Here is a 19,244-nt window from a genome sequence, read left to right on the forward strand (position 1 = left end):
GGCAATGATGAACCCTTGTGGCGAGGGGGCTTGCCCCCGTTGGGTCGCGAAGCTGCCCTAAAACCTGCATTCGCGTGTTGTCAGGTACACCTTGTGGGATGGTTTCACGACCGCTTCGCAGCCGAACGGGGGCAAGCCCCCTCGCCACAGGGTTGCTTGGCCCCAGGACAAGTGTTCGATCAATAAGAAGCCCCGCCTGATCCGATCAGGCGGGGCTTTTGTGTTTCAGCAGGTGAAACTTAGTTCGAGCTGATAGCCGAACGCGGTATCACCGGCTGGTTGTCGTTGGAAATGGTCACTTCCACCCGACGGTTCATCGCACGGCCGGAGACGCTGGTGTTTTCGGCCACCGGGTATTCCTTGCCATAACCCTGGACCACGATGCGCGCCGGGTCGACACCCATCTTGATCAGGGCCACTTGCACCGAGGTCGCGCGGCGCTCGGACAGCGACTGGTTGTACGACGCCGCGCCGGTGCTGTCGGTGTAGCCTTCGACAATCACTTTACGGTCGGGGTTTTCCTGAAGGAACTGCGCCAGTTTGTTGATGTTCATCAGACCGCTGGGTTTCAGGTCGGCCTTGTTGGTGGCGAACAGCACGTCACCGAACGTTACCAGCGTGCCGCGATCGGTCTGTTTGGCGTTGAGGCTGGCCTGCAATTGTTTGATCTGCTGATCGCGGGCATCCAGACGCGCCTGGGCTCGCTGAGCCGCGGCGTTTTTCAGGTTGTTTTCCGCGGTGCGCAGGGCGATGGTCTGCTTGGCCACTTCAACGCGCTGGTTGGTCAGGTAAGCCAGTTGGTCGACCTTGTTCTGGTCTTCCTTGTCCTGGTAAGCCTTGTCGGCCTTGTCCAGGTAATCGCTGGCGTCTTTGGTTTCCAGTGCCGCGACTTTGCTGGCTTGCGGGTTGGCTTGCAGGCCGGCGTAGTTGGTGCGGGCTTGCTCCAGGTTGGTGTTGGGCGGTGTGGCGCAGGCAGCCAGTGCAATGCTTGCGGCCAGGAGGGCGGGTATCATCAGTTGTTTGCGCATAGCGGTTCGTCCTTTCTATCGATAAAAGTGTCAGGCCTGAAAATCGGGATGCGCGCTCACTGCACGGTGCGCTGACTTTCCTGACGCAGTTCCTGAACACCTTTCTGTGAGTCCTTTACAGCCTGTTCGGCTTTCATCGCCTGGGCTTTGCGTTCTGCCACTCGGGCGTCCCACTCGGCCTGTTCGGAGAGCATTTTGGCTTCGTCATACTTTTTGTCGTGCATGGCGATTTCGGCTTGTTTGAGCTTGTCCTGGGCGGACTTCATTTCCACCGCGGCGAATTCGGTGCCCCCGGCGCTGACGGCACTGTTCACGGCCGATTGAGTCACGGCGTATTGCTCGGTGGGCGGGTTACCGGCGCATCCGGCCAGAACCAGGCTGCTGCCGATGGCCAGGGCCGCCAGTTTGAGACCGTGCAGGTGGGGGGACGAGGATGAAGCAGTGCTGGTCTTCATGGTTTTCAACTCCGTTGGAAAACTCCTGAAATACATCTGAATCCATCCTGGGCAAGGAGCCGCAACCTTCGATTTCCAGAGCATTTTGAAACGGCCATCCCAGGCGTGGTTACTGGGTTGACCCGAGGCATTTTTTAAAAGTTCAGAGAATATGGCCTTTCGCCCGAAAAAACTTTGACCTGATGGACAAGGCTCTAAATCGGGAACTTTAGCCGCGCACAGGGGTATTCCCGGCCCTGCACGGGCCAGGAAATACGTATTTCCGGAAGGGGAACAAGACGCGCAAATCAGTGTTTTGGCTTGTCGTTATCGGTCGACAAATCGTGCAAATGACGACGGGACAAGGCGAGAAAACGCGGGGTTGGACCGACGTCTTCGTACAGCGGATCGCCTTCTTCATCGGTGGCGACCACCGTTGACCCTTTCACATACGGAAAGCTTTCTTCAAGTTCTTCAAGGGCTGCGCCAATCAATTCTCCGAGCAGTTCTTCAGGGTGCCTTTTGGGGTACATATCGATAATCGCCGCCAGCCGTGCGGCGGCTTCCACGTCCAGACGAATCGTGTAGCCGGAGTCGGTCAGGCGACCCTTGGCGTTTTCTTCCCAGTGCTTGGCAAGCTCGCGGATTTTCATAATGACCTCATTACGCACCTGCTCATGGCAGGCCGGGTGAGTGTCCGGCGGTGGCCGGTGGCAAGCCGTTGTACGGCTTGGTGTTGAGCCTAGCTGCAACGTTCGGGGTTTGCAGTCCCTGGTTTACTTGTAAGAACCGCTTTACAACGGCACTCTCTATTATCAAAGCATAGCCGCCCGGATTTACGCTGGAGAACTGCTGATGACCGATATTGATGCACGCTTGCGCGAGGACGTTCACCTGTTGGGTGAGCTGTTGGGCAACACCATTCGTGAGCAGTACGGGGATGGCTTTATCGACAAGATCGAGCAAATCCGCAAAGGCGCCAAGGCCGACCGTCGCGGTTCGATGGATGCCGAACTCAGCGCCAGCCTCAACCAGTTGAGCGAGGACGAATTGCTGCCGGTGGCGCGGGCGTTCAATCAGTTCCTCAACCTGGCCAATATCGCCGAGCAATATCAGCTGATTCACCGCCGCGAAGAGTCACAACCCGCGCCGTTCGAGGCCCGAGTGTTGCCGGAACTGCTCGCTCGCCTGCTGACTGCCGGCCATGACGCCGAATCCCTGGCCCGGCAATTGGGGCGGGTGGACATCGAGCTGGTATTGACGGCGCACCCCACCGAAGTGGCGCGACGCACACTGATCCAGAAATACGACGCGATCGCCGCGCAACTGGCGGCCCTGGATCATCGCGACCTGACCACCGCCGAGCGCGAGCAGATCAAGACCACCTTGCAGCGCCTGATCGCCGAAGCCTGGCACACCGAAGAAATCCGCCGCACCCGCCCGACACCTGTAGACGAAGCCAAGTGGGGCTTTGCGGTGATTGAGCATTCGCTGTGGCAGGCGATTCCCAACTATTTGCGCAAGGCCGATCAAGCCCTGTATGCCGCTACTGGCCTGCACCTGCCGCTGGAGGCCGCACCGATTCGTTTCGCCTCGTGGATGGGCGGCGACCGCGACGGTAACCCCAACGTCACCGCCGCCGTGACCCGCGAAGTCTTGCTGCTGGCACGCTGGATGGCCGCCGATTTGTATGTGCGCGATGTCGATCACCTCGCCGCCGAATTGTCGATGCAACAGGCCAGCGACGCCCTGAAAGCCAAGGCTGGCGACAGCGCCGAGCCTTACCGCGCGGTGCTCAAACAACTGCGTGAACGCTTGCGCGCAACCCGTAACTGGGCTCACGCCTCCCTGACGGCCACCACGCCGGCGTCCGCCGATGTGCTGCAAAACAACCGCGACCTGCTGGACCCGTTGGAGCTGTGTTACCACTCGCTGCATGAATGCGGCATGGGCGTCATCGCCGATGGCCCGTTGCTCGACTGCCTGCGCCGAGCGGTGACGTTCGGGCTGTTTCTGGTGCGCCTCGATGTGCGACAGGACTCCTCGCGCCACACCGCAGCCATGACTGAAATCACCGATTACCTCGGCCTGGGTCGTTATGAGGACTGGAACGAAGAGGAGCGCATCGCCTTCCTGATGCGCGAACTGAACAATCGCCGGCCGTTGCTGCCGGCATACTTCAAACCGTCTGCCGACACCGCCGAAGTGCTGGCGACGTGCCGGGAAATCGCTGCGGCACCGGGGGCTTCCCTCGGCTCGTATGTGATTTCCATGGCTGGCGCCGCTTCCGACGTGCTGGCCGTGCAGTTGCTGCTCAAAGAGTCCGGTGTATTGCGGCCGATGCGCGTGGTGCCGCTGTTCGAAACCCTTGCTGACCTCGACAACGCGGGCCCTGTGATCGAAAAACTGTTGCTGCTGCCGGGCTATCGCTCGCGCCTGCAAGGGCCGCAGGAAGTGATGATCGGTTATTCGGACTCGGCCAAGGACGCCGGTACCACGGCGGCGGCCTGGGCGCAGTATCGGGCGCAGGAGCGTCTGGTGGATATTTGCCGGGAGCAACAAGTGGAGCTGCTGTTGTTCCACGGTCGCGGCGGCACCGTGGGCCGTGGTGGCGGCCCGGCGCACGCGGCGATTCTGTCGCAGCCGCCGGGGTCGGTGGCAGGGCGTTTCCGCACCACCGAGCAGGGGGAAATGATTCGTTTCAAATTCGGCCTGCCGGACATCGCCGAGCAAAACCTCAATCTGTACCTGGCGGCGGTGCTGGAAGCGACCTTGCTGCCGCCACCACCTCCCGAGCCTGCCTGGCGCCATTTGATGGACGAACTGGCCGCCGATGGGGTCAAGGCTTACCGCGCCGTGGTGCGGGAAAATCCGCAGTTCGTCGAGTATTTCCGCCAGTCCACCCCAGAGCAGGAGTTGGGGCGTTTGCCGTTGGGCAGCCGCCCGGCCAAGCGCCGCGCCGGCGGCATCGAAAGCCTGCGGGCCATTCCGTGGATTTTCGGCTGGACCCAGACGCGCCTGATGTTGCCGGCCTGGCTCGGCTGGGAAACGGCGCTGAGCAAGGCGCTGGAGCGCGGCGAAGGGGAGCTGCTGGGGCAGATGCGCGAGCAATGGCCGTTCTTCCGCACCCGCATCGATATGCTGGAAATGGTGCTGGCCAAGGCCGACGCCGATATCGCCCAGTCTTACGACGAGCGCCTGGTCGAGCCGGATCTGCTCCCTTTGGGGGCGCATTTACGCGACCTATTGTCGCAGGCCTGTGCGGTGGTCCTGGGGCTGACTGGTCAGTCCCAGCTACTGGCACATAGCCCAGACACCCTTGAATTCATCCGCCTGCGCAACACCTACCTCGACCCGCTGCATCTATTGCAGGCCGAACTGTTGGCCCGTTCGCGGCAACAGGATGAAGCGCAGGGCAGCCCGGTAGAACAGGCGTTGCTGGTGTCTGTGGCGGGGATTGCCGCCGGTTTGCGAAATACCGGCTAAGGTTTTCGTCATAGGGAACAGGCACCTGGCGCGTGCGTCGAGTGCCTGCCGGCGAGCGGTCGAAAAGGTCTGTCAGGCGACAGTTAATGACGGGGTTGCGACTTGGGGTACCCCTTCGAAAGGGCACGTCCTGCGCAGGTTTCTCCGACTTTCGGCGGCTTGTGTGGGCAGGGCCTGCTGTGTATCTTGATCAGCCTTTGGCCGTTTGGGCGGTCACGACCCTATTTTTTGAGATTGGCCCTACGAGGCGAATCCTTTGTTTTGTTTAAGTAATTCTAAATAAAAAATTGAGGAGCACATCTAATGCGCGTCATTCTGCTGGGAGCTCCCGGGGCCGGTAAAGGTACTCAGGCTAAGTTCATCACCGAAAAGTTCGGCATTCCGCAAATCTCTACCGGTGACATGCTGCGTGCTGCTGTAAAAGCCGGCACCGAGCTGGGCATCAAAGCCAAAAGCATCATGGATGCCGGTGGTCTGGTCTCCGACGATCTGATCATCGCTTTGGTCAAGGACCGTATTGCGCAGCCTGACTGTGCCAACGGTTTCCTGTTCGACGGTTTCCCGCGCACCATTCCGCAAGCTGAAGCGTTGGTAGAAGCTGGCGTGGAACTGGACAACGTGGTCGAAATCGCCGTCGATGACGAAGAGATCGTTCAGCGTATCGCCGGTCGTCGCGTTCACGAGGCCAGCGGCCGCGTGTACCACACCGTGTACAACCCGCCGAAAATCGCCGGTAAAGACGACATCACCGGTGAAGAGCTGGTGCAGCGCAAGGACGACACCGAAGAAACCGTGCGTCATCGCCTGTCGGTCTACCACTCCCAGACCAAACCTCTGGTGGAGTTCTACCAAGGCCTGGCCGCTGCTCAGGGCAAGCCGAAGTACAGCCATATTCCGGGTGTCGGCTCGGTTGAGACGATTACCGGCAAGGTGCTTGAAGCACTGAGCTGAAAAGTCTGATCGGCTTCATCTTCTACGGCCCGCTTGCGGGCCGTAGTTGTTTATACTGGCGCACTTTTTCTGACCTCTCTTACGGATACATCGATGAGCACCTTGCTGGCCCTGGACACCGCGACTGAAGCTTGCTCCGTTGCCTTGCTGCATGACGGCAAGGTCACGAGCCATTACGAGGTGATCCCGCGCCTGCATGCGCAGAAGCTGTTGCCGATGATTCAGCAACTGCTGGCCGATGCCGGGACCACGCTGCAAGCGGTCGACGCCATTGCGTTCGGTCGTGGGCCGGGCGCGTTTACCGGTGTGCGGATCGCCATCGGCGTGGTGCAAGGGCTGGCGTTTGCGCTGGACCGTCCGGTGTTGCCGGTCTCCAATCTCGCGGTGCTCGCCCAGCGGGCTTATCGCGAACACGGCGTCAGCCAGGTCGCGGCAGCCATCGATGCGCGTATGGATGAGGTGTATTGGGGCTGCTACCGCGAAACGGCGGGGGAGATGCGGCTGGTGGGCAACGAAGCGGTATTGCCACCGGAAGCCGCCGCGTTGCCGGTCGATGCCAGCGGCGAGTGGTTCGGCGCGGGCACCGGTTGGGGTTATGCCGAGCGTATTGCAGTGAACCTGAGCGGCCAGGACGCGAGCATGCTGCCCCACGCCGAAGATTTGCTGACCCTGGCGCGTTTCGCCTGGGAACGCGGTGAAGCGATCGTGGCCGATCAGGCGCAGCCGGTGTATTTGCGCGATAAAGTCGCGACGCCGAAAGCGCGGTAATCCACGCCGCCTTTGTGGCAACAGGGTCTTCTGTGGCGAGGGGGCTTGCCCCCGTTGGGTCGCGAAGCGGCCCCAAAACCAACAACCGCATGCCCCCTGACACACCGCATTGGCTGGTTTTGCGACTGCTTCGCAGCCGAACGGGGCGGTGCGGCGTTCCGACAAGCCCCCTCGCCACAATCAGCATTTCATCTTTGGCAAATTGTCAGTTTCTGCCCGCCGCTTTTAAACCTTTTCGCTTTTCTGTGTTCTAGTTATCACTCGGCGGTTTGCGAAGTGGGTAATGCGCCACTAAACTGCCATCATCGATACCGAGCATGCACTTATGCGTATAGACGGCGTTTCCTCCCAGTCCTACCCGATCAAGCGCAAGCCTCGTAAAGGCCATGTGTCTGAGGATGACTCCGTCGATATCGACGGCGAGCTGGAATTCCCTACCGAAGAGCAATTGGCAGCCCGCGCCGCTAAAGCCTCCGCGCAACGCCTGAGCAATCTTCCCGCGCGTCAACAAGACATGATTTATCACCGCGCCATGAGCAAAAGCGTGGCGATGGCACTGGCCAGTTACCTGAGCACTGCCACTTTTGTCGACTGGGATGCGGATGTGCTGGGTCTCGACCTGTACATCTGATGCTGCCTTATTACCTCGGCTGCCCATCCTGGAGCGAAAACGCCTGGCGTGACTACTTGTATCCACAGGACGCCAGGCCCACCGAGTTTCTTGATCTTTATTCTCAAGTGTTCAACGCCGTGGAAGGCAATACGACCTTCTACGCGAGCCCGGCTGCCGCCACCGTGCAGCGCTGGGCCGAGACCATGCCCGAACACTTTCGCTTCACCGCCAAATTCCCCGGCGACATCAGCCACAGCGGTGACCTGCGCGAACAATTGACCGCCACAGAAACTTTCCTGCAATTGCTCAGCCCTCTGGGGGCACGGGTTTCGCCATTGTGGCTGCAATTGTCCAAAAGCTTCACCCCGCAACGACTGTCGGAGCTGGCCGGTTTTATTGATGCGGTGGACCGGCCCTTGGCGGTCGAAGTGCGGCATGACGAGTTCTTTGCCAAGGGCGATGCCGAGCGAATGCTCAATCGTCTGCTGCTGGATCGTGGCGTCGAGCGCATCTGCCTCGATCCGCGAGCGCTGTTCAGCTGCACCTCGACCGACCCTTCGGTACTCCACGCCCAATCGAAAAAGCCCAGGGTGCCGCCTCGCCCCGCGGCGTTCACTCAGTTTCCGCAGGTGCGTTTCATTGGCCATCCGGAGCTGGAAGCCAACGATCCGTTCCTGGTGCCATGGGTCGAGAAAATCGCCGTCTGGATCGAAGAGGGCCGCACGCCATATATCTTCCTGCACACCGCCGATAACCTGCTGGCGGCAAAACTGGCTCAACGTTTTCACGCACAACTGATGCTGCGTTTGCCTGGCTTGCCGCCGCTGCCTGAGCTATACAGAGAACCCGCCGCCGAGCAACTTGGTTTGCTCTGAAGCGGGTTTTCCCTTTTTCAGGAGCCTGCCAATGGATGCGCAAACCCTTCGAGCCCAGGCGTTCAAAGCACTGCACGAACGCGAGGGCACTTTTGTCATTCCCAACCCCTGGGACGCCGGCTCGGCGAAAATGCTCGCCAGCCTTGGCTTCGAGGCACTGGCAACCACCAGCGCCGGTTATGCCTTTTCCCAGGGCCGCCCCGATGGTGGGCTGACGCTCGACGATACCCTGGCGAACGTTCGGGCGATTGTTGCGGCGACCGACCTGCCAGTCGCGGTCGATCTGGAAAACGGTTTCGCTGATGACCCCGCCGAGTGCGCGCAAAGTATTTTGCGGGCCGCCCAGGCCGGTGCCGTCGGCGGTTCGATCGAAGATGCCACAGGGCGTGAGGACGGTCCGATCTACTGCTTCGAACATGCGGTGGCGCGTATCGAAGCGGCTGTCGCTGCGGCTCGCAGCTTGCCGTTCCCCTTCACGCTGACGGCCCGTGCCGAGAACTTTTTGCACGGCAATCCTGATCTGGACGACACCATTCGCCGCTTGCAGGCATTCGCCGAGGCCGGCGCGGACGTGCTTTATGCGCCAGGCCTGCGCAGTGCCGAAGAGGTCTTGGCGGTGGTTCGTGCCGTGGCACCGAAACCGGTGAATGTGTTGATGTCAGGCGGGCTCAAGCTGACGGTTGCGCAGTTGAGCGAAATGGGCGTCAAGCGCATCAGCGTCGGTTCGGCCCTGGCTTTGGCAGCGTATGGCGAGTTCTTGCGCGCGGCCGAGGAAATCCAACAACACGGGACTTTCGGCTTCACTTCCCGGTCGATGCCGTTCCAGAAGGCCAATCAATTCTTCAAAGGCTGACGAGGTCGGGCCGTGATGGCTGGGCCGCTGAGGGTTTATGCGGCGATGCGCAGGTTCTGCAGAACGATCGGGCGCGCCCAGCCGTTATCGAAATCGAGTTGTTTCTGCTGTTCCACCAACTCTTGCGGTGAGAACGGCGGGAACGGCTTGTCCAGCAGGTCGAGTTCGAACTCGGCGATCGGCAAGTGCAGCGGACGCGGTTGCGGCGCGGCACCAGGCTCGGGCAGCGGTTGACCGGCAGTGAGCACGATCGGGCGAACCCAGCCGCTTTCGAAATCCTGCTGTTTCTGTTGCGCGACGATTTCTTCCGGCGGGAACGGCGGGAATGGTTTGTCGGCCAGGTCCATTTCGAACTCGGCAATTGGCAGAAACAATGGTTCCGGCGGGCGGACTTCGGTTTCTTTCACATCACATTCGCGCTGGGAAATGATGTGCGCCAGCAGCTCGCTGCCGACGGTCGGTTCGACCGGGCTGTCGAGATCGACCGGCGGAAAGTTGAGCGACGCCGGCACCACATCGCCCGACTGATCGGCCAGGGCCTGGGCAAAAAAATCCTGCCACAGGTGACTGACGCCGCTCAGTGCTTGGGAATTTCGCAGGCCAAAATCGCCGTGGGGCGAGATGTAACCTATCGATGTGCGTTGAATGCCTGACATTTTTCTCGGTCGACGCTCAGCTCTGGCAAAATGCTCGATAGTTTGGTTATCGGCCGTTTTTGCCGATCATTAATTTTTTGAGCGTGTTTTCCCATGATTGAGCAACCTGCGGCCTGCCGCATCCATGTCGAGGCCTTGGGCGCGACGTTCCAGCCACAGGCCGAGCAATGGGCCGAGCGCCTGGGTTTGCCGTTGCAGGTGGATGACGGCGAGTTTGCCTTGCAGGTGGGCGAGCAGGGGTTGCAGTTGCAACAACTGGGGCCGGATGCACCGGGGCCGGTGCGGGTCGACTTCGTCGAGGGTGGCGCGGCCCATCGTCGATTGTACGGCGGCGGCAGCGGTCAGATGATCGCCAAGGCGGTCGGCATCGCCCAGGGCGTGCGGCCACGGGTGCTGGACGCCACGGCCGGGTTGGGCAAGGACGCGTTCGTGTTGGCCAGCCTGGGCTGCGAGATGAGCCTGATCGAGCGCCAGCCGCTGATCGGCGCCTTGCTTGAAGATGGCCTGGCACGCGGCGCGGAAGACTTCGACGTGGCGCCGATCGTGGCGCGGATGCGTTTGCTCAAGGGCAATTCGATCGAGGTGATGCGCAACTGGGAAGGCGAGCCGCCGCAGGTGATCTACCTCGACCCGATGTTTCCCCATCGTGAGAAAACCGCGTTGGTGAAGAAGGAAATGCGTCTGTTCCGGCCGCTGGTCGGCGATGATCCGGATGCACCGGCCCTGCTCGAAGCGGCGTTGGCCCTGGCCAGTCACCGGGTGGTGGTCAAACGCCCGCGCAAGGCGCCGTGCATCGATGGGCCGAAGCCGAGCCATGCGCTGGACGGCAAGTCCAGCCGGTATGACATTTATCCGAAGAAAGCGCTCAAGCCTTGACTCGATACTGATCGTTCCCACGCGTGGGAACGATCATCAGGCCGACTCCGGCCGATACGCCCGCATAAACAATCCCACCACTTCCTGCACATGGGCTTCGGCCGCATCCCCGGTTACCGGTTCGCCGCAGCCATACAGCAAGCGGAAATTCCCCGCGCCCTTGAGCAGGCAGAAGAAGTGCTCGGCGGCATTGCGCGGTTTGTCGATGCTCAACACGCCACTCTGATCGATCTTGCTCAGCAAACGCTCCATGCCGTGCAGCACGCGTTCCGGCCCGGCCTCGAAGAAGATCTGTGCGAGTTTCGGGTCCTGGCTGCCCAGCGTCATCATCAGCCGGTGCAGGTTCACCGATTCGTCGCTGTTGATCAGTTGATGAAAACCGTGTGCGATGTTCAGCAGCACGGTTTCCACGGCGATGCCGTCCGGCAATTCAAAAACCAGCGGAGGCAATTGCTCCTCGCATTTGGCCACGACAGCGGAAGAGAACAGCGTCTCCTTGTCGTTGAAATGGCTGTAGACCGTCAGCTTCGACACGCCGGCCTCAGTCGCTACGGCATCCATGCTGGTGTTGGCGTATCCCTTACTCAAAAACAGGATTTTCGCCGCGTCGAGGATTGCCCGGCGCTTGGCCAGATCCTTGGGACGGCCCGGACCGCTGGGGGTGGAAAGATTGTCTGACATTCTTCGCTTTTAATACTGGACTGGTGAGTTTGCTATTAATAACATACTGGTCAGTATAATTATTCCAAGCCCCATTAGCGAAAGGTCGTTCACCATGCTGCGCTTTGCCTTGCCCCTCGCGTTGCCGGTCAGTCTGGCTTTTTTATTGTCGGCATGTGGCCATGAAGAAGCCCCTCCGGTCAGCGTGCGCCCGGCCATGGTGGTACAGCCAGAGCCCTCGGCGCAGGCAATGGAAAGTTATCCTGGTGAAGTCCGTGCGCGGTATGAGCCGGACCTTGCCTTCCGGATTGGCGGCAAAGTCAGCCGACGACTGGTCGAAGAAGGGCAGCGGGTCAAGGCTGACCAACCCCTGGCGGAACTCGATCCTCAGGACGTGCGCCTGCAACTGGAAGCCACCCGTGCCCAGGTCGCGGCCGCCGAGGCCAATTTGAGCCTGGTGCGCGCCGAGCGTGACCGCTACAAAACCCTGATGGAGCGGCAGATGGTCAGCCGTTCGCAGTACGACAACGCGGAAAACCTCTACCGCTCCGGTGAGGCCCGCCTCAAGCAAATCAAAGCCGAATTCAACGTATCGACCAATCAGGCCAGTTACGCGGTGCTGCGTGCACCGCAGGATGGCGTGGTGGCCAAGCGTGCGGTTGAAGTCGGGCAAGTGGTGGCGGCCGGGCAAACCGTGTTTACCCTGGCCACCGATGGCGAGCGCGAAGTATTGATCAGCCTGCCGGAACAGAGCTTCGGCCGCTTCAAGGTCGGTCAGCCGGTCTCGGTGGAGCTCTGGACCCAACCCGATCAGCGTTTCCCTGGGCAGATCCGTGAGTTGTCGCCTGCCGCCGATCCCAAATCCCGCACTTTTGCCGCCCGTATCGCTTTTACCACCGGCAAGGTTCCCGCCGAACTCGGCCAGAGCGCCCGGGTGTTCATCCAGACTGCCGAAGTGGTGCCGTTGTCAGTGCCGCTGTCGGCCCTCACCGCAGAAAACGGCGCCACCTACGTGTGGGTGGTCGGCGCCAACAACACCTTGAAAAAAGTCCCGGTGCGGGTCGGTGCATTTGGCGAGAAAACCGTGCCGGTGCTCGAGGGACTGAACGCCAGCGACTGGGTGGTGGCGGCCGGTGTTCATGTGCTTCACGACGGGCAGCAAGTGCGCCCGGTGGATCGCTCCAATCGCGTGGTCAATCTGGCGCACAAGGAGTAATCCCCGATGGGTTTCAATCTATCCGAATGGGCGCTGCGTAACCGCCAGATCGTACTGTTCCTGATGCTCCTGCTGGCTGTGGTCGGGGCGTTGTCCTACACCAAGCTCGGCCAAAGCGAAGACCCGCCGTTCACCTTCAAGGCCATGGTAATTCGTACCAACTGGCCGGGGGCCACCGCCGAGGAAGTGGCGCGCCAGGTCACCGAGCGTATTGAAAAGAAACTGATGGAAACCGGCGAGTACGAACGTATCACCTCGTTCTCCCGCCCGGGCGAGTCCCAGGTGACGTTCATGGCGCGCGATTCCATGCATTCGGTGGATATCCCGGACCTCTGGTATCAGGTCCGCAAGAAAATCAGCGATATTCGCCAGACCCTGCCACCGGGTATCCAGGGCCCGTTTTTCAACGATGAGTTCGGCACCACGTTCGGCAACATCTACGCCTTGACCGGCGAGGGTTTTGATTACGCAGTGCTCAAGGATTACGCCGACCGCATCCAGATTCAGCTGCAACGGGTCAAGGATGTGGGCAAGGTTGACCTGCTCGGGTTGCAGGACGAGAAGGTCTGGATCGAACTCTCCAACGTTAAACTGGCCACCCTCGGGGTGCCGCTGGCGGCGGTGCAGCAGGCACTTGAAGAACAGAACGCGATGTCCACCGCCGGCTTCTTCGAAACCACCAGCGAGCGGTTGCAGCTACGGGTCTCGGGGAATTTTCAGACGGTCGATGAGATCAAGAACTTCCCGATTCGCGTTGCAGATCGCACGTTCCGCATCGGTGATGTGGCGGACGTTCGTCGTGGCTTCAACGATCCACCGGCGCCGCGCATGCGCTTCATGGCTGAAGACGCCATCGGTCTGGCGGTGGCCATGAAGGACGGTGGCGATATTCTGGTATTGGGCAAGGCGCTGGAAATCGAGTTCGCCCGGATTCAGCAAAACCTGCCGGCCGGCATGCAGTTGCGCAAAGTCTCCGATCAACCCGCCGCGGTGAAAACCGGTGTTGGCGAGTTCGTTCAGGTACTGGTGGAGGCCCTGGCGATTGTGTTGCTGGTGAGCTTCTTCTCCCTTGGCGTGCGCACCGGCATGGTCGTAGCGCTGGCGATACCGCTGGTGTTGGCGATGACGTTCGCCTGCATGTATTACTTAGGGATAGGCCTGCACAAGATTTCCCTCGGCGCGCTGGTGCTGGCGCTGGGCTTGCTGGTGGATGATGCGATCATCGCCGTGGAAATGATGGCGATCAAAATGGAGCAGGGCTTCGACCGGATCAAGGCCGCCAGCTATGCCTGGACCAGCACCGCGTTCCCGATGCTCACCGGTACGTTGATCACCGCCGCCGGTTTCCTGCCGATCGCCACTGCGCAATCGGGCACCGGCGAGTACACCCGCTCGATCTTCCAGGTGGTGACCATCGCGCTACTGGCGTCGTGGGTGGCCGCCGTGGTTTTTGTGCCTTATCTGGGGGAGAAACTTCTGCCGGACCTGGCGAAAATTCACGCCGCCAAACACGGCACTGGCGACGGCCAACCCGACCCTTACGGCACGCCGTTCTATCAGCGCGTCAGACGGCTGGTGGAGTGGTGCGTGCGCCGACGCAAAACGGTGATCGTGCTGACCATCGTGATGTTCGTCGCGTCCGTGGTGCTGTTCCGTTTCGTGCCGCAGCAATTCTTCCCGGCATCGGGGCGACTGGAATTGATGGTTGATCTGAAACTCGCCGAAGGTGCCTCCCTGAGCAACACCGCCGAGGAGGTCAAGCGTCTCGAAGGCCTGCTCAAGGATCACGCCGGGATCGACAACTATGTGGCTTATGTCGGCACCGGTTCGCCGCGTTTCTACCTGCCGCTGGACCAGCAACTTCCGGCCGCAAGCTTTGCGCAATTTGTTGTCCTGGCCAAAACCATCGAAGACCGCGAAGCCCTGCGCACTTGGCTGATCGAAACCCTCAATGAACAATTCCCGGCCCTGCGCTCGCGGGTCACGCGTCTGGAAAACGGCCCGCCGGTTGGTTATCCGGTGCAGTTCCGGGTTACCGGTGAACACATTGCGGACGTCCGCGCCCTGGCGCGTAAAGTCGCGGCCAAGGTTCGCGAGAATCCACACGTGGCCAACGTGCATCTGGACTGGGAAGAGCCGAGCAAAGTCGTGTACCTGAACGTCGATCAGGACCGCGCGCGGGCGCTGGGCGTGAGCACGGCGAACCTCTCGGGGTTCCTGCGAAGCTCGCTGACCGGCTCCAGTGTCAGCCAGTACCGCGAAGACAACGAATTGATCGAGATCCTGCTGCGCGGCACGGTGCATGAGCGCACTGAGCTGGCGTTGCTGCCGAGTCTGGCCGTGCCGACCGACAACGGTCGCAGCGTGGCGCTGTCGCAGATTGCCACGCTGGAATACGGCTTCGAAGAAGGCATCATCTGGCACCGTAACCGCCTGCCCAACGTGACGGTTCGCGCCGACATCTACGGCAAGGAACAACCGGCGACACTGGTGCAGCAAATCATGCCGACCCTCGATCCGATCCGCGCCGAACTGCCGGACGGCTATCTGCTGGAAGTCGGCGGTACGGTGGAAGACTCGGCCCGTGGGCAGAACTCGGTGAAGGCCGGGGTGCCGCTGTTCATCGTGGTGGTGCTGACGTTGCTGATGCTGCAACTGCGCAGTTTCTCACGCACTGCCATGGTGTTTCTGACAGCGCCGCTGGGGTTGATCGGGGTGACGTTGTTTCTGATGGTGTTCCGTCAGCCGTTCGGTTTCGTCGCCATGCTCGGGACCATCGCGCTGTCCGGGATGATCATGCGTAACTCGGTGATTCTGGTGGATCAGATCGAGCAGGACATCGCTGCCGGGCTCAAGCCCTGGCAGGCGATCATCGAGGCGACGGTGCGACGTTTCCGGCCGATTGTGTTGACCGCGCTGGCGGCGGTGCTGGCGATGATTCCATTATCGCGCAGTGTGTTTTTCGGGCCGATGGCGGTGGCGATCATGGGCGGGCTGATTGTGGCGACGGCGTTGACGTTGCTGTTCTTGCCGGCGTTGTATGCGGCTTGGTTCAGAGTGAAAAAAGAACCGGTTTGATCCTGGCGGCCTCGACCTCGTGGTTTGGTTCACCGCATTCCCTTGTAGATGACATAAATGAAAAGCCCGCTGACCCATTAAAAGGTCAGCGGGCTTTTTGTTGTGTCTGATTATTCCCAACACATGGAAACGATCAGGTTACGGCTCAGAACAATATCTTCGCCACATCCGCAAAGCGCTTGGCAAAGTGCACGGTAATGCCTTCCTTCAGGTAGTCCGGCAACTCCTCGAAGTTACCGCGGTTCGGCTCCGGCAAAATCAGTTCATTGATCTTCTGCCGACGCGCCGCGATGACTTTCTCGCGCACACCGCCAATCGGCAGTACATGCCCGGTCAGTGTCAGTTCACCGGTCATGGCCACGCCTTTTTTCGGTGGCTGGTTGCGGGCGAGGGAGAGCAGGGCGCTGGCCATGGTCACGCCGGCGCTCGGGCCGTCTTTCGGTGTTGCGCCTTCCGGTACGTGGAGGTGGACGAAGGCTTCATCGAAGAATGTCGGGTCACCGCCGAATTGCTTCAGATGGGAGCTGACGTAGCTGTAGGCGATTTCCGCCGACTCTTTCATCACGTCCCCCAGTTGCCCGGTGAGTTTGAAGCCTCGGTTGAGGGTGTGGATGCGCGTGGCTTCGATCGGCAGGGTCGCGCCGCCCATGCTGGTCCAGGCCAGCCCGGTGATCACGCCGACGCCGGACAGCACTTGCTCGTTGCGGAACACCGGGCGGCCGAGTGAGGCTTCCAGGTCTTTGGGGCCGAGTTTGATGACGGCTTTCGGTTCGTCGAGCAGTTTCATCACCGCTTTGCGCACCAGTTTGCCGAGGTTTTTCTCTAGCTGACGGACTCCGGCCTCACGGGCATAGCCGTCGATCAAGGCCCTCAATGCAGTGTCGCTAATGCTCAAGTTGCCTTTGGGTACGCCAGCCTTTTCCAGCTGTTTCGGCCACAGGTGACGCTTGGCGATGGCGACTTTTTCTTCGGTGATGTAACCCGACAGGCGAATCACTTCCATCCGGTCCAGCAATGGACCGGGGATCGAGTCCAGGGTGTTGGCGGTGCAGACGAATAGCACTTTCGACAGGTCCAGGCGCAAGTCCAGATAATGGTCGAGGAATTCGACGTTCTGTTCCGGGTCGAGGGTTTCCAGCAGCGCCGAGGCAGGGTCGCCCTGGTAGCTCTGGCCCATCTTGTCGATCTCGTCGAGCATGATCACCGGGTTCATCACTTCGACGTCTTTCAACGCCTGGACGAGTTTGCCCGGTTGTGCGCCGATGTAGGTACGGCGATGGCCCTTGATCTCGGCTTCGTCGCGCATGCCGCCGAGGCTGAAGCGATAGAACGGCCGCCCCAGGGATTCGGCGATGGATTTACCGACGCTGGTCTTGCCCACGCCCGGCGGGCCCACCAGCAAGACGATGGAGCCGCTGATCTCGCCTTTATAGGCACCGACTGCGAGGAACTCGAGGATGCGATCCTTGATGTCGTCGAGGCCGGCGTGGTGTTTGTCCAGCACCTTGCGCGCATGCTTGAGGTCGAGTTTGTCCTCGCCGTACACGCCCCACGGCACCGAAGTCGCCCAATCGAGGTAGTTGCGGGTCACTGCGTATTCCGGCGATCCGGTTTCGAGGATCGACAGTTTGTTCATTTCCTCAACGATGCGTTTCTGCGCCTGGGGCGACAACACCTTGCCCGTCAGGCGTTGCTCGAACTGTTCGATGTCGGCGCTGCGATCGTCCTTGGTCAGCCCCAGCTCTTGCTGGATGACCTTGAGTTGTTCCTTGAGGAAAAACTCGCGCTGATGTTCGCCAATCTTGCGGTTAACTTCAGCGGAAATCTCTTTCTGCAAGCGCGCGACTTCGACTTCCTTGCGCAGCATCGGCAGGACTTTTTCCATGCGCTTGAGCATCGGCACGCAGTCGAGCACTTCTTGCAACTCGCTGCCCGTGGCCGAGGTCAGGGCGGCGGCGAAGTCGGTCAGGGGTGACGGATCGTTGGGGCTGAAGCGGTTGAGGTAGTTTTTCAACTCTTCGCTGTACAGCGGGTTCAGCGGCAGCAGCTCCTTGATCGCATTGATCAGCGCCATGCCGTAGGCCTTGACCTCGTCGGTCGGCTCGGTGGGCTGGTGCGGGTATTCGACTTCCACCAGGTACGGTGGGCGATGGTGCTTGAGCCAGGTTTTGATGCGCACCCGGGTCAGGCCCTGGGCGACGAATTGCAGTTTGCCGTTTTCGCGGCTGGCGTGATGGACTTTGACCAGCGTGCCGTATTCCGGCAGGGCTTTGGTGTCGAAATGGCGCGGGTTGTCCTGGGGGGCGTCCATGAAGAACAGGGCCAGGGAATGGTGGTCGGACTGGCTCACCAGTTCGAGAGTCTCGGCCCACGGCTCTTCGTTGACGATCACCGGCAGCACTTGCGCCGGGAAGAAAGGCCGGTTGTGGATCGGGATGATGTAGACCTTGTCCGGCAGGTTCTGGCCAGGCAGGGTAAGGCCTTTGCCGGGTGCATGGTGTTCGGCGTTGTCTGTTTCTGCGTATTCGCTCGGGTCTTCGGGGAATTCTTGCTGGTCGGTCATGGGGCACCTGCGCAATAGGGTATGGATCTTAGATGGGGCAGGTGGGGGGTGGTTTCAATGGCCCTGGCTATTTCAGAGTGTGTGTTCAGGGTTTTGACAGGTCTTGGATCTCCAAAGGGCCCCGCACTACTGTAGGACCAAGCCTGTGGTGAGGGGGCTTGCCCCCGTTGGGCTGCGAAGCAGCCCCAAAATCTCTGATGTCCCAAAGATCTTGTGAGTGCTACGCACTCAAACGGGGGCAAGCCCCCTCGCCACGGCCTCGCTCCTACAACGGGTCAGCTGTGTGGCGCAGGCTTCGGTACGTCGACGTTATCCAGCACCCGATTCACCGCCAGCTCGGCCAACATGATGACCTGCTGAATCGCCAGGAGCGTATGCCGCTGTGGGGCGTCGACATACGCGGCAATGTCGCTGGTCATGACGCTGGCTGAGGCCAGTGATTCGCAGACATGAGCGAGCAGACTTTCGTTGTCCATGTCCGGCGCAACCATGAACATCCTGCTTGGCTTGCGACCTTCTGGTTTTTTCGGAGTGGGTTTGAGGTAGTGGTCGAGCGCGCGGTCAGCGGCTTCGTGGAGTTTTTTCGAGTCGAGAGATTCGTAGGGCGAAACGTCGTCGGTTTCAGGCGGATTCGGTGTGGCTTTGAACATGGTGACACTCCAAGTAAGTAATGGAGCTGCCACTGATCGCCGCGACGCGATGGAGGGTGGCAGCTGTACGCAGGTTCGCGGACCGAGCTACTTGGAAACTCGGCATACCCGGAGGTATCCCGCGCACAGCCACCATGAGACCAAACGACAGGAACGTCGATTGGGGCCGGTGATTATGCACCAAGTAAGCTAATTCAGGCCGCGACGCCCGGTCGCTGATTTGCAGCGACCCCCAAAGCCTATCCACCGCTCTTCCGAGCGACAACCGTCAAAACCTGTCGGAAAGTTCTCAAAAAAAACACCACATCTGTAGGACCTGCGTGGATATCTCTGACGACCACAATCAACTGTAGGAGCGAACTGTGGCGAGGGGGCTTGCCCCCGTTTGAGTGCGTAGCACTCACCAGATCTTTGGTACATCAGTGATTTTGGGACTACTTCGTAGCCCAACGGGGGCAAGCCCCCTCGCCACAGTTCGCTCCTACAGGGATTTTGGGGATGGCGGGGATTGCAGCGCCCACAAAAAAAGGCGACGCC

Annotated in this window: 16 protein-coding genes; 9 read left to right on the top strand and 7 right to left on the bottom strand. The window is 60.5% G+C overall.

Features of this window, described 5'->3' with window-relative positions; all coding sequences use genetic code 11:
- Positions 1-239: 239 nt before the first annotated feature.
- From lptF to AC1RL4_RS08695, 3 genes are all read right to left on the bottom strand, one after another.
- On the bottom strand, positions 240-1,028 hold the full coding sequence (gene lptF / locus AC1RL4_RS08685) for a lipotoxin F family OmpA-related lipoprotein LptF (protein ID WP_028939492.1): 789 nt from the start codon (positions 1,026-1,028) through the stop codon (positions 240-242).
- Positions 1,029-1,084: 56 nt separating this feature from the next.
- A complete protein-coding gene (locus tag AC1RL4_RS08690; protein WP_230175160.1) occupies positions 1,085-1,483 on the bottom strand; it encodes a DUF4398 domain-containing protein in 399 nt (132 codons plus the stop codon).
- A 287-nt stretch (positions 1,484-1,770) separates the two neighbouring features.
- Positions 1,771-2,115 carry a hypothetical protein gene (locus AC1RL4_RS08695; protein ID WP_019581608.1) on the bottom strand — a complete coding sequence of 115 codons (345 nt, stop codon included), beginning with the start codon at positions 2,113-2,115 and terminating at the stop codon, positions 1,771-1,773.
- Positions 2,116-2,317: 202 nt separating this feature from the next.
- Here AC1RL4_RS08695 and ppc point away from each other — a divergent pair, with 202 nt between their 5' ends.
- From ppc to AC1RL4_RS08725, 6 genes are all read left to right on the top strand, one after another.
- The gene (ppc, locus tag AC1RL4_RS08700) at positions 2,318-4,948 is read left to right on the top strand and encodes a phosphoenolpyruvate carboxylase (RefSeq protein WP_230175151.1); all 2,631 of its coding nucleotides are present in this window, start codon (positions 2,318-2,320) and stop codon (positions 4,946-4,948) included.
- A 303-nt stretch (positions 4,949-5,251) separates the two neighbouring features.
- Positions 5,252-5,899: an adenylate kinase gene (adk, locus tag AC1RL4_RS08705; RefSeq protein WP_018926674.1), complete on the top strand. Its 648-nt coding sequence runs from the start codon at positions 5,252-5,254 to the stop codon at positions 5,897-5,899.
- A gap of 93 nt (positions 5,900-5,992) precedes the next feature.
- The gene (gene tsaB / locus AC1RL4_RS08710) at positions 5,993-6,667 is read left to right on the top strand and encodes a tRNA (adenosine(37)-N6)-threonylcarbamoyltransferase complex dimerization subunit type 1 TsaB (RefSeq protein ID WP_018926673.1); all 675 of its coding nucleotides are present in this window, start codon (positions 5,993-5,995) and stop codon (positions 6,665-6,667) included.
- A gap of 325 nt (positions 6,668-6,992) precedes the next feature.
- Positions 6,993-7,298, top strand: coding sequence for a hypothetical protein (locus AC1RL4_RS08715; RefSeq protein WP_007940187.1), 306 nt, complete (start codon positions 6,993-6,995; stop codon positions 7,296-7,298).
- Positions 7,295-8,155, top strand: a complete 861-nt coding sequence (locus AC1RL4_RS08720; RefSeq protein ID WP_026331883.1) for a DUF72 domain-containing protein — start codon at positions 7,295-7,297, stop codon at positions 8,153-8,155. Before AC1RL4_RS08715 ends, AC1RL4_RS08720 begins: the two co-directional genes overlap by 4 nt.
- A 31-nt stretch (positions 8,156-8,186) precedes the next feature.
- Positions 8,187-9,008: an isocitrate lyase/PEP mutase family protein gene (locus AC1RL4_RS08725; RefSeq protein WP_019581604.1), complete on the top strand. Its 822-nt coding sequence runs from the start codon at positions 8,187-8,189 to the stop codon at positions 9,006-9,008.
- 35 nt (positions 9,009-9,043) lie between these two features.
- On the opposite strand, the gene AC1RL4_RS08730 is transcribed toward AC1RL4_RS08725, so the two are convergent.
- On the bottom strand, positions 9,044-9,664 hold the full coding sequence (locus tag AC1RL4_RS08730) for a hypothetical protein (RefSeq protein ID WP_019581603.1): 621 nt from the start codon (positions 9,662-9,664) through the stop codon (positions 9,044-9,046).
- Between the two features lie 93 nt (positions 9,665-9,757).
- On the opposite strand from AC1RL4_RS08730, the gene AC1RL4_RS08735 reads away from it, so the two are divergent.
- On the top strand, positions 9,758-10,540 hold the full coding sequence (locus AC1RL4_RS08735) for a class I SAM-dependent methyltransferase (protein WP_018926668.1): 783 nt from the start codon (positions 9,758-9,760) through the stop codon (positions 10,538-10,540).
- 36 nt (positions 10,541-10,576) lie between these two features.
- On the opposite strand, the gene AC1RL4_RS08740 is transcribed toward AC1RL4_RS08735, so the two are convergent.
- Positions 10,577-11,221, bottom strand: coding sequence for a TetR/AcrR family transcriptional regulator (locus tag AC1RL4_RS08740; protein WP_230175144.1), 645 nt, complete (start codon positions 11,219-11,221; stop codon positions 10,577-10,579).
- Positions 11,222-11,315: 94 nt separating this feature from the next.
- Here AC1RL4_RS08740 and AC1RL4_RS08745 point away from each other — a divergent pair, with 94 nt between their 5' ends.
- A complete protein-coding gene (locus AC1RL4_RS08745; protein ID WP_230175142.1) occupies positions 11,316-12,416 on the top strand; it encodes an efflux RND transporter periplasmic adaptor subunit in 1,101 nt (366 codons plus the stop codon).
- Positions 12,417-12,422: 6 nt separating this feature from the next.
- On the top strand, positions 12,423-15,494 hold the full coding sequence (locus tag AC1RL4_RS08750; protein WP_430954558.1) for an efflux RND transporter permease subunit: 3,072 nt from the start codon (positions 12,423-12,425) through the stop codon (positions 15,492-15,494).
- Between the two features lie 145 nt (positions 15,495-15,639).
- Here AC1RL4_RS08750 and lon read toward each other — a convergent pair whose 3' ends face one another.
- Both lon and AC1RL4_RS08760 read right to left on the bottom strand, forming a co-directional pair.
- Positions 15,640-18,057, bottom strand: coding sequence for an endopeptidase La (gene lon, locus AC1RL4_RS08755; RefSeq protein ID WP_028939486.1), 2,418 nt, complete (start codon positions 18,055-18,057; stop codon positions 15,640-15,642).
- 275 nt (positions 18,058-18,332) lie between these two features.
- Complete coding sequence (locus tag AC1RL4_RS08760; protein ID WP_489078576.1) at positions 18,333-18,707, bottom strand: DUF6124 family protein; 375 nt, start codon at positions 18,705-18,707, stop codon at positions 18,333-18,335.
- Positions 18,708-19,244: the final 537 nt, after the last annotated feature.

The sequence above is a fragment of the Pseudomonas sp. GW822-FHT07A10 genome, from assembly GCF_058798795.1.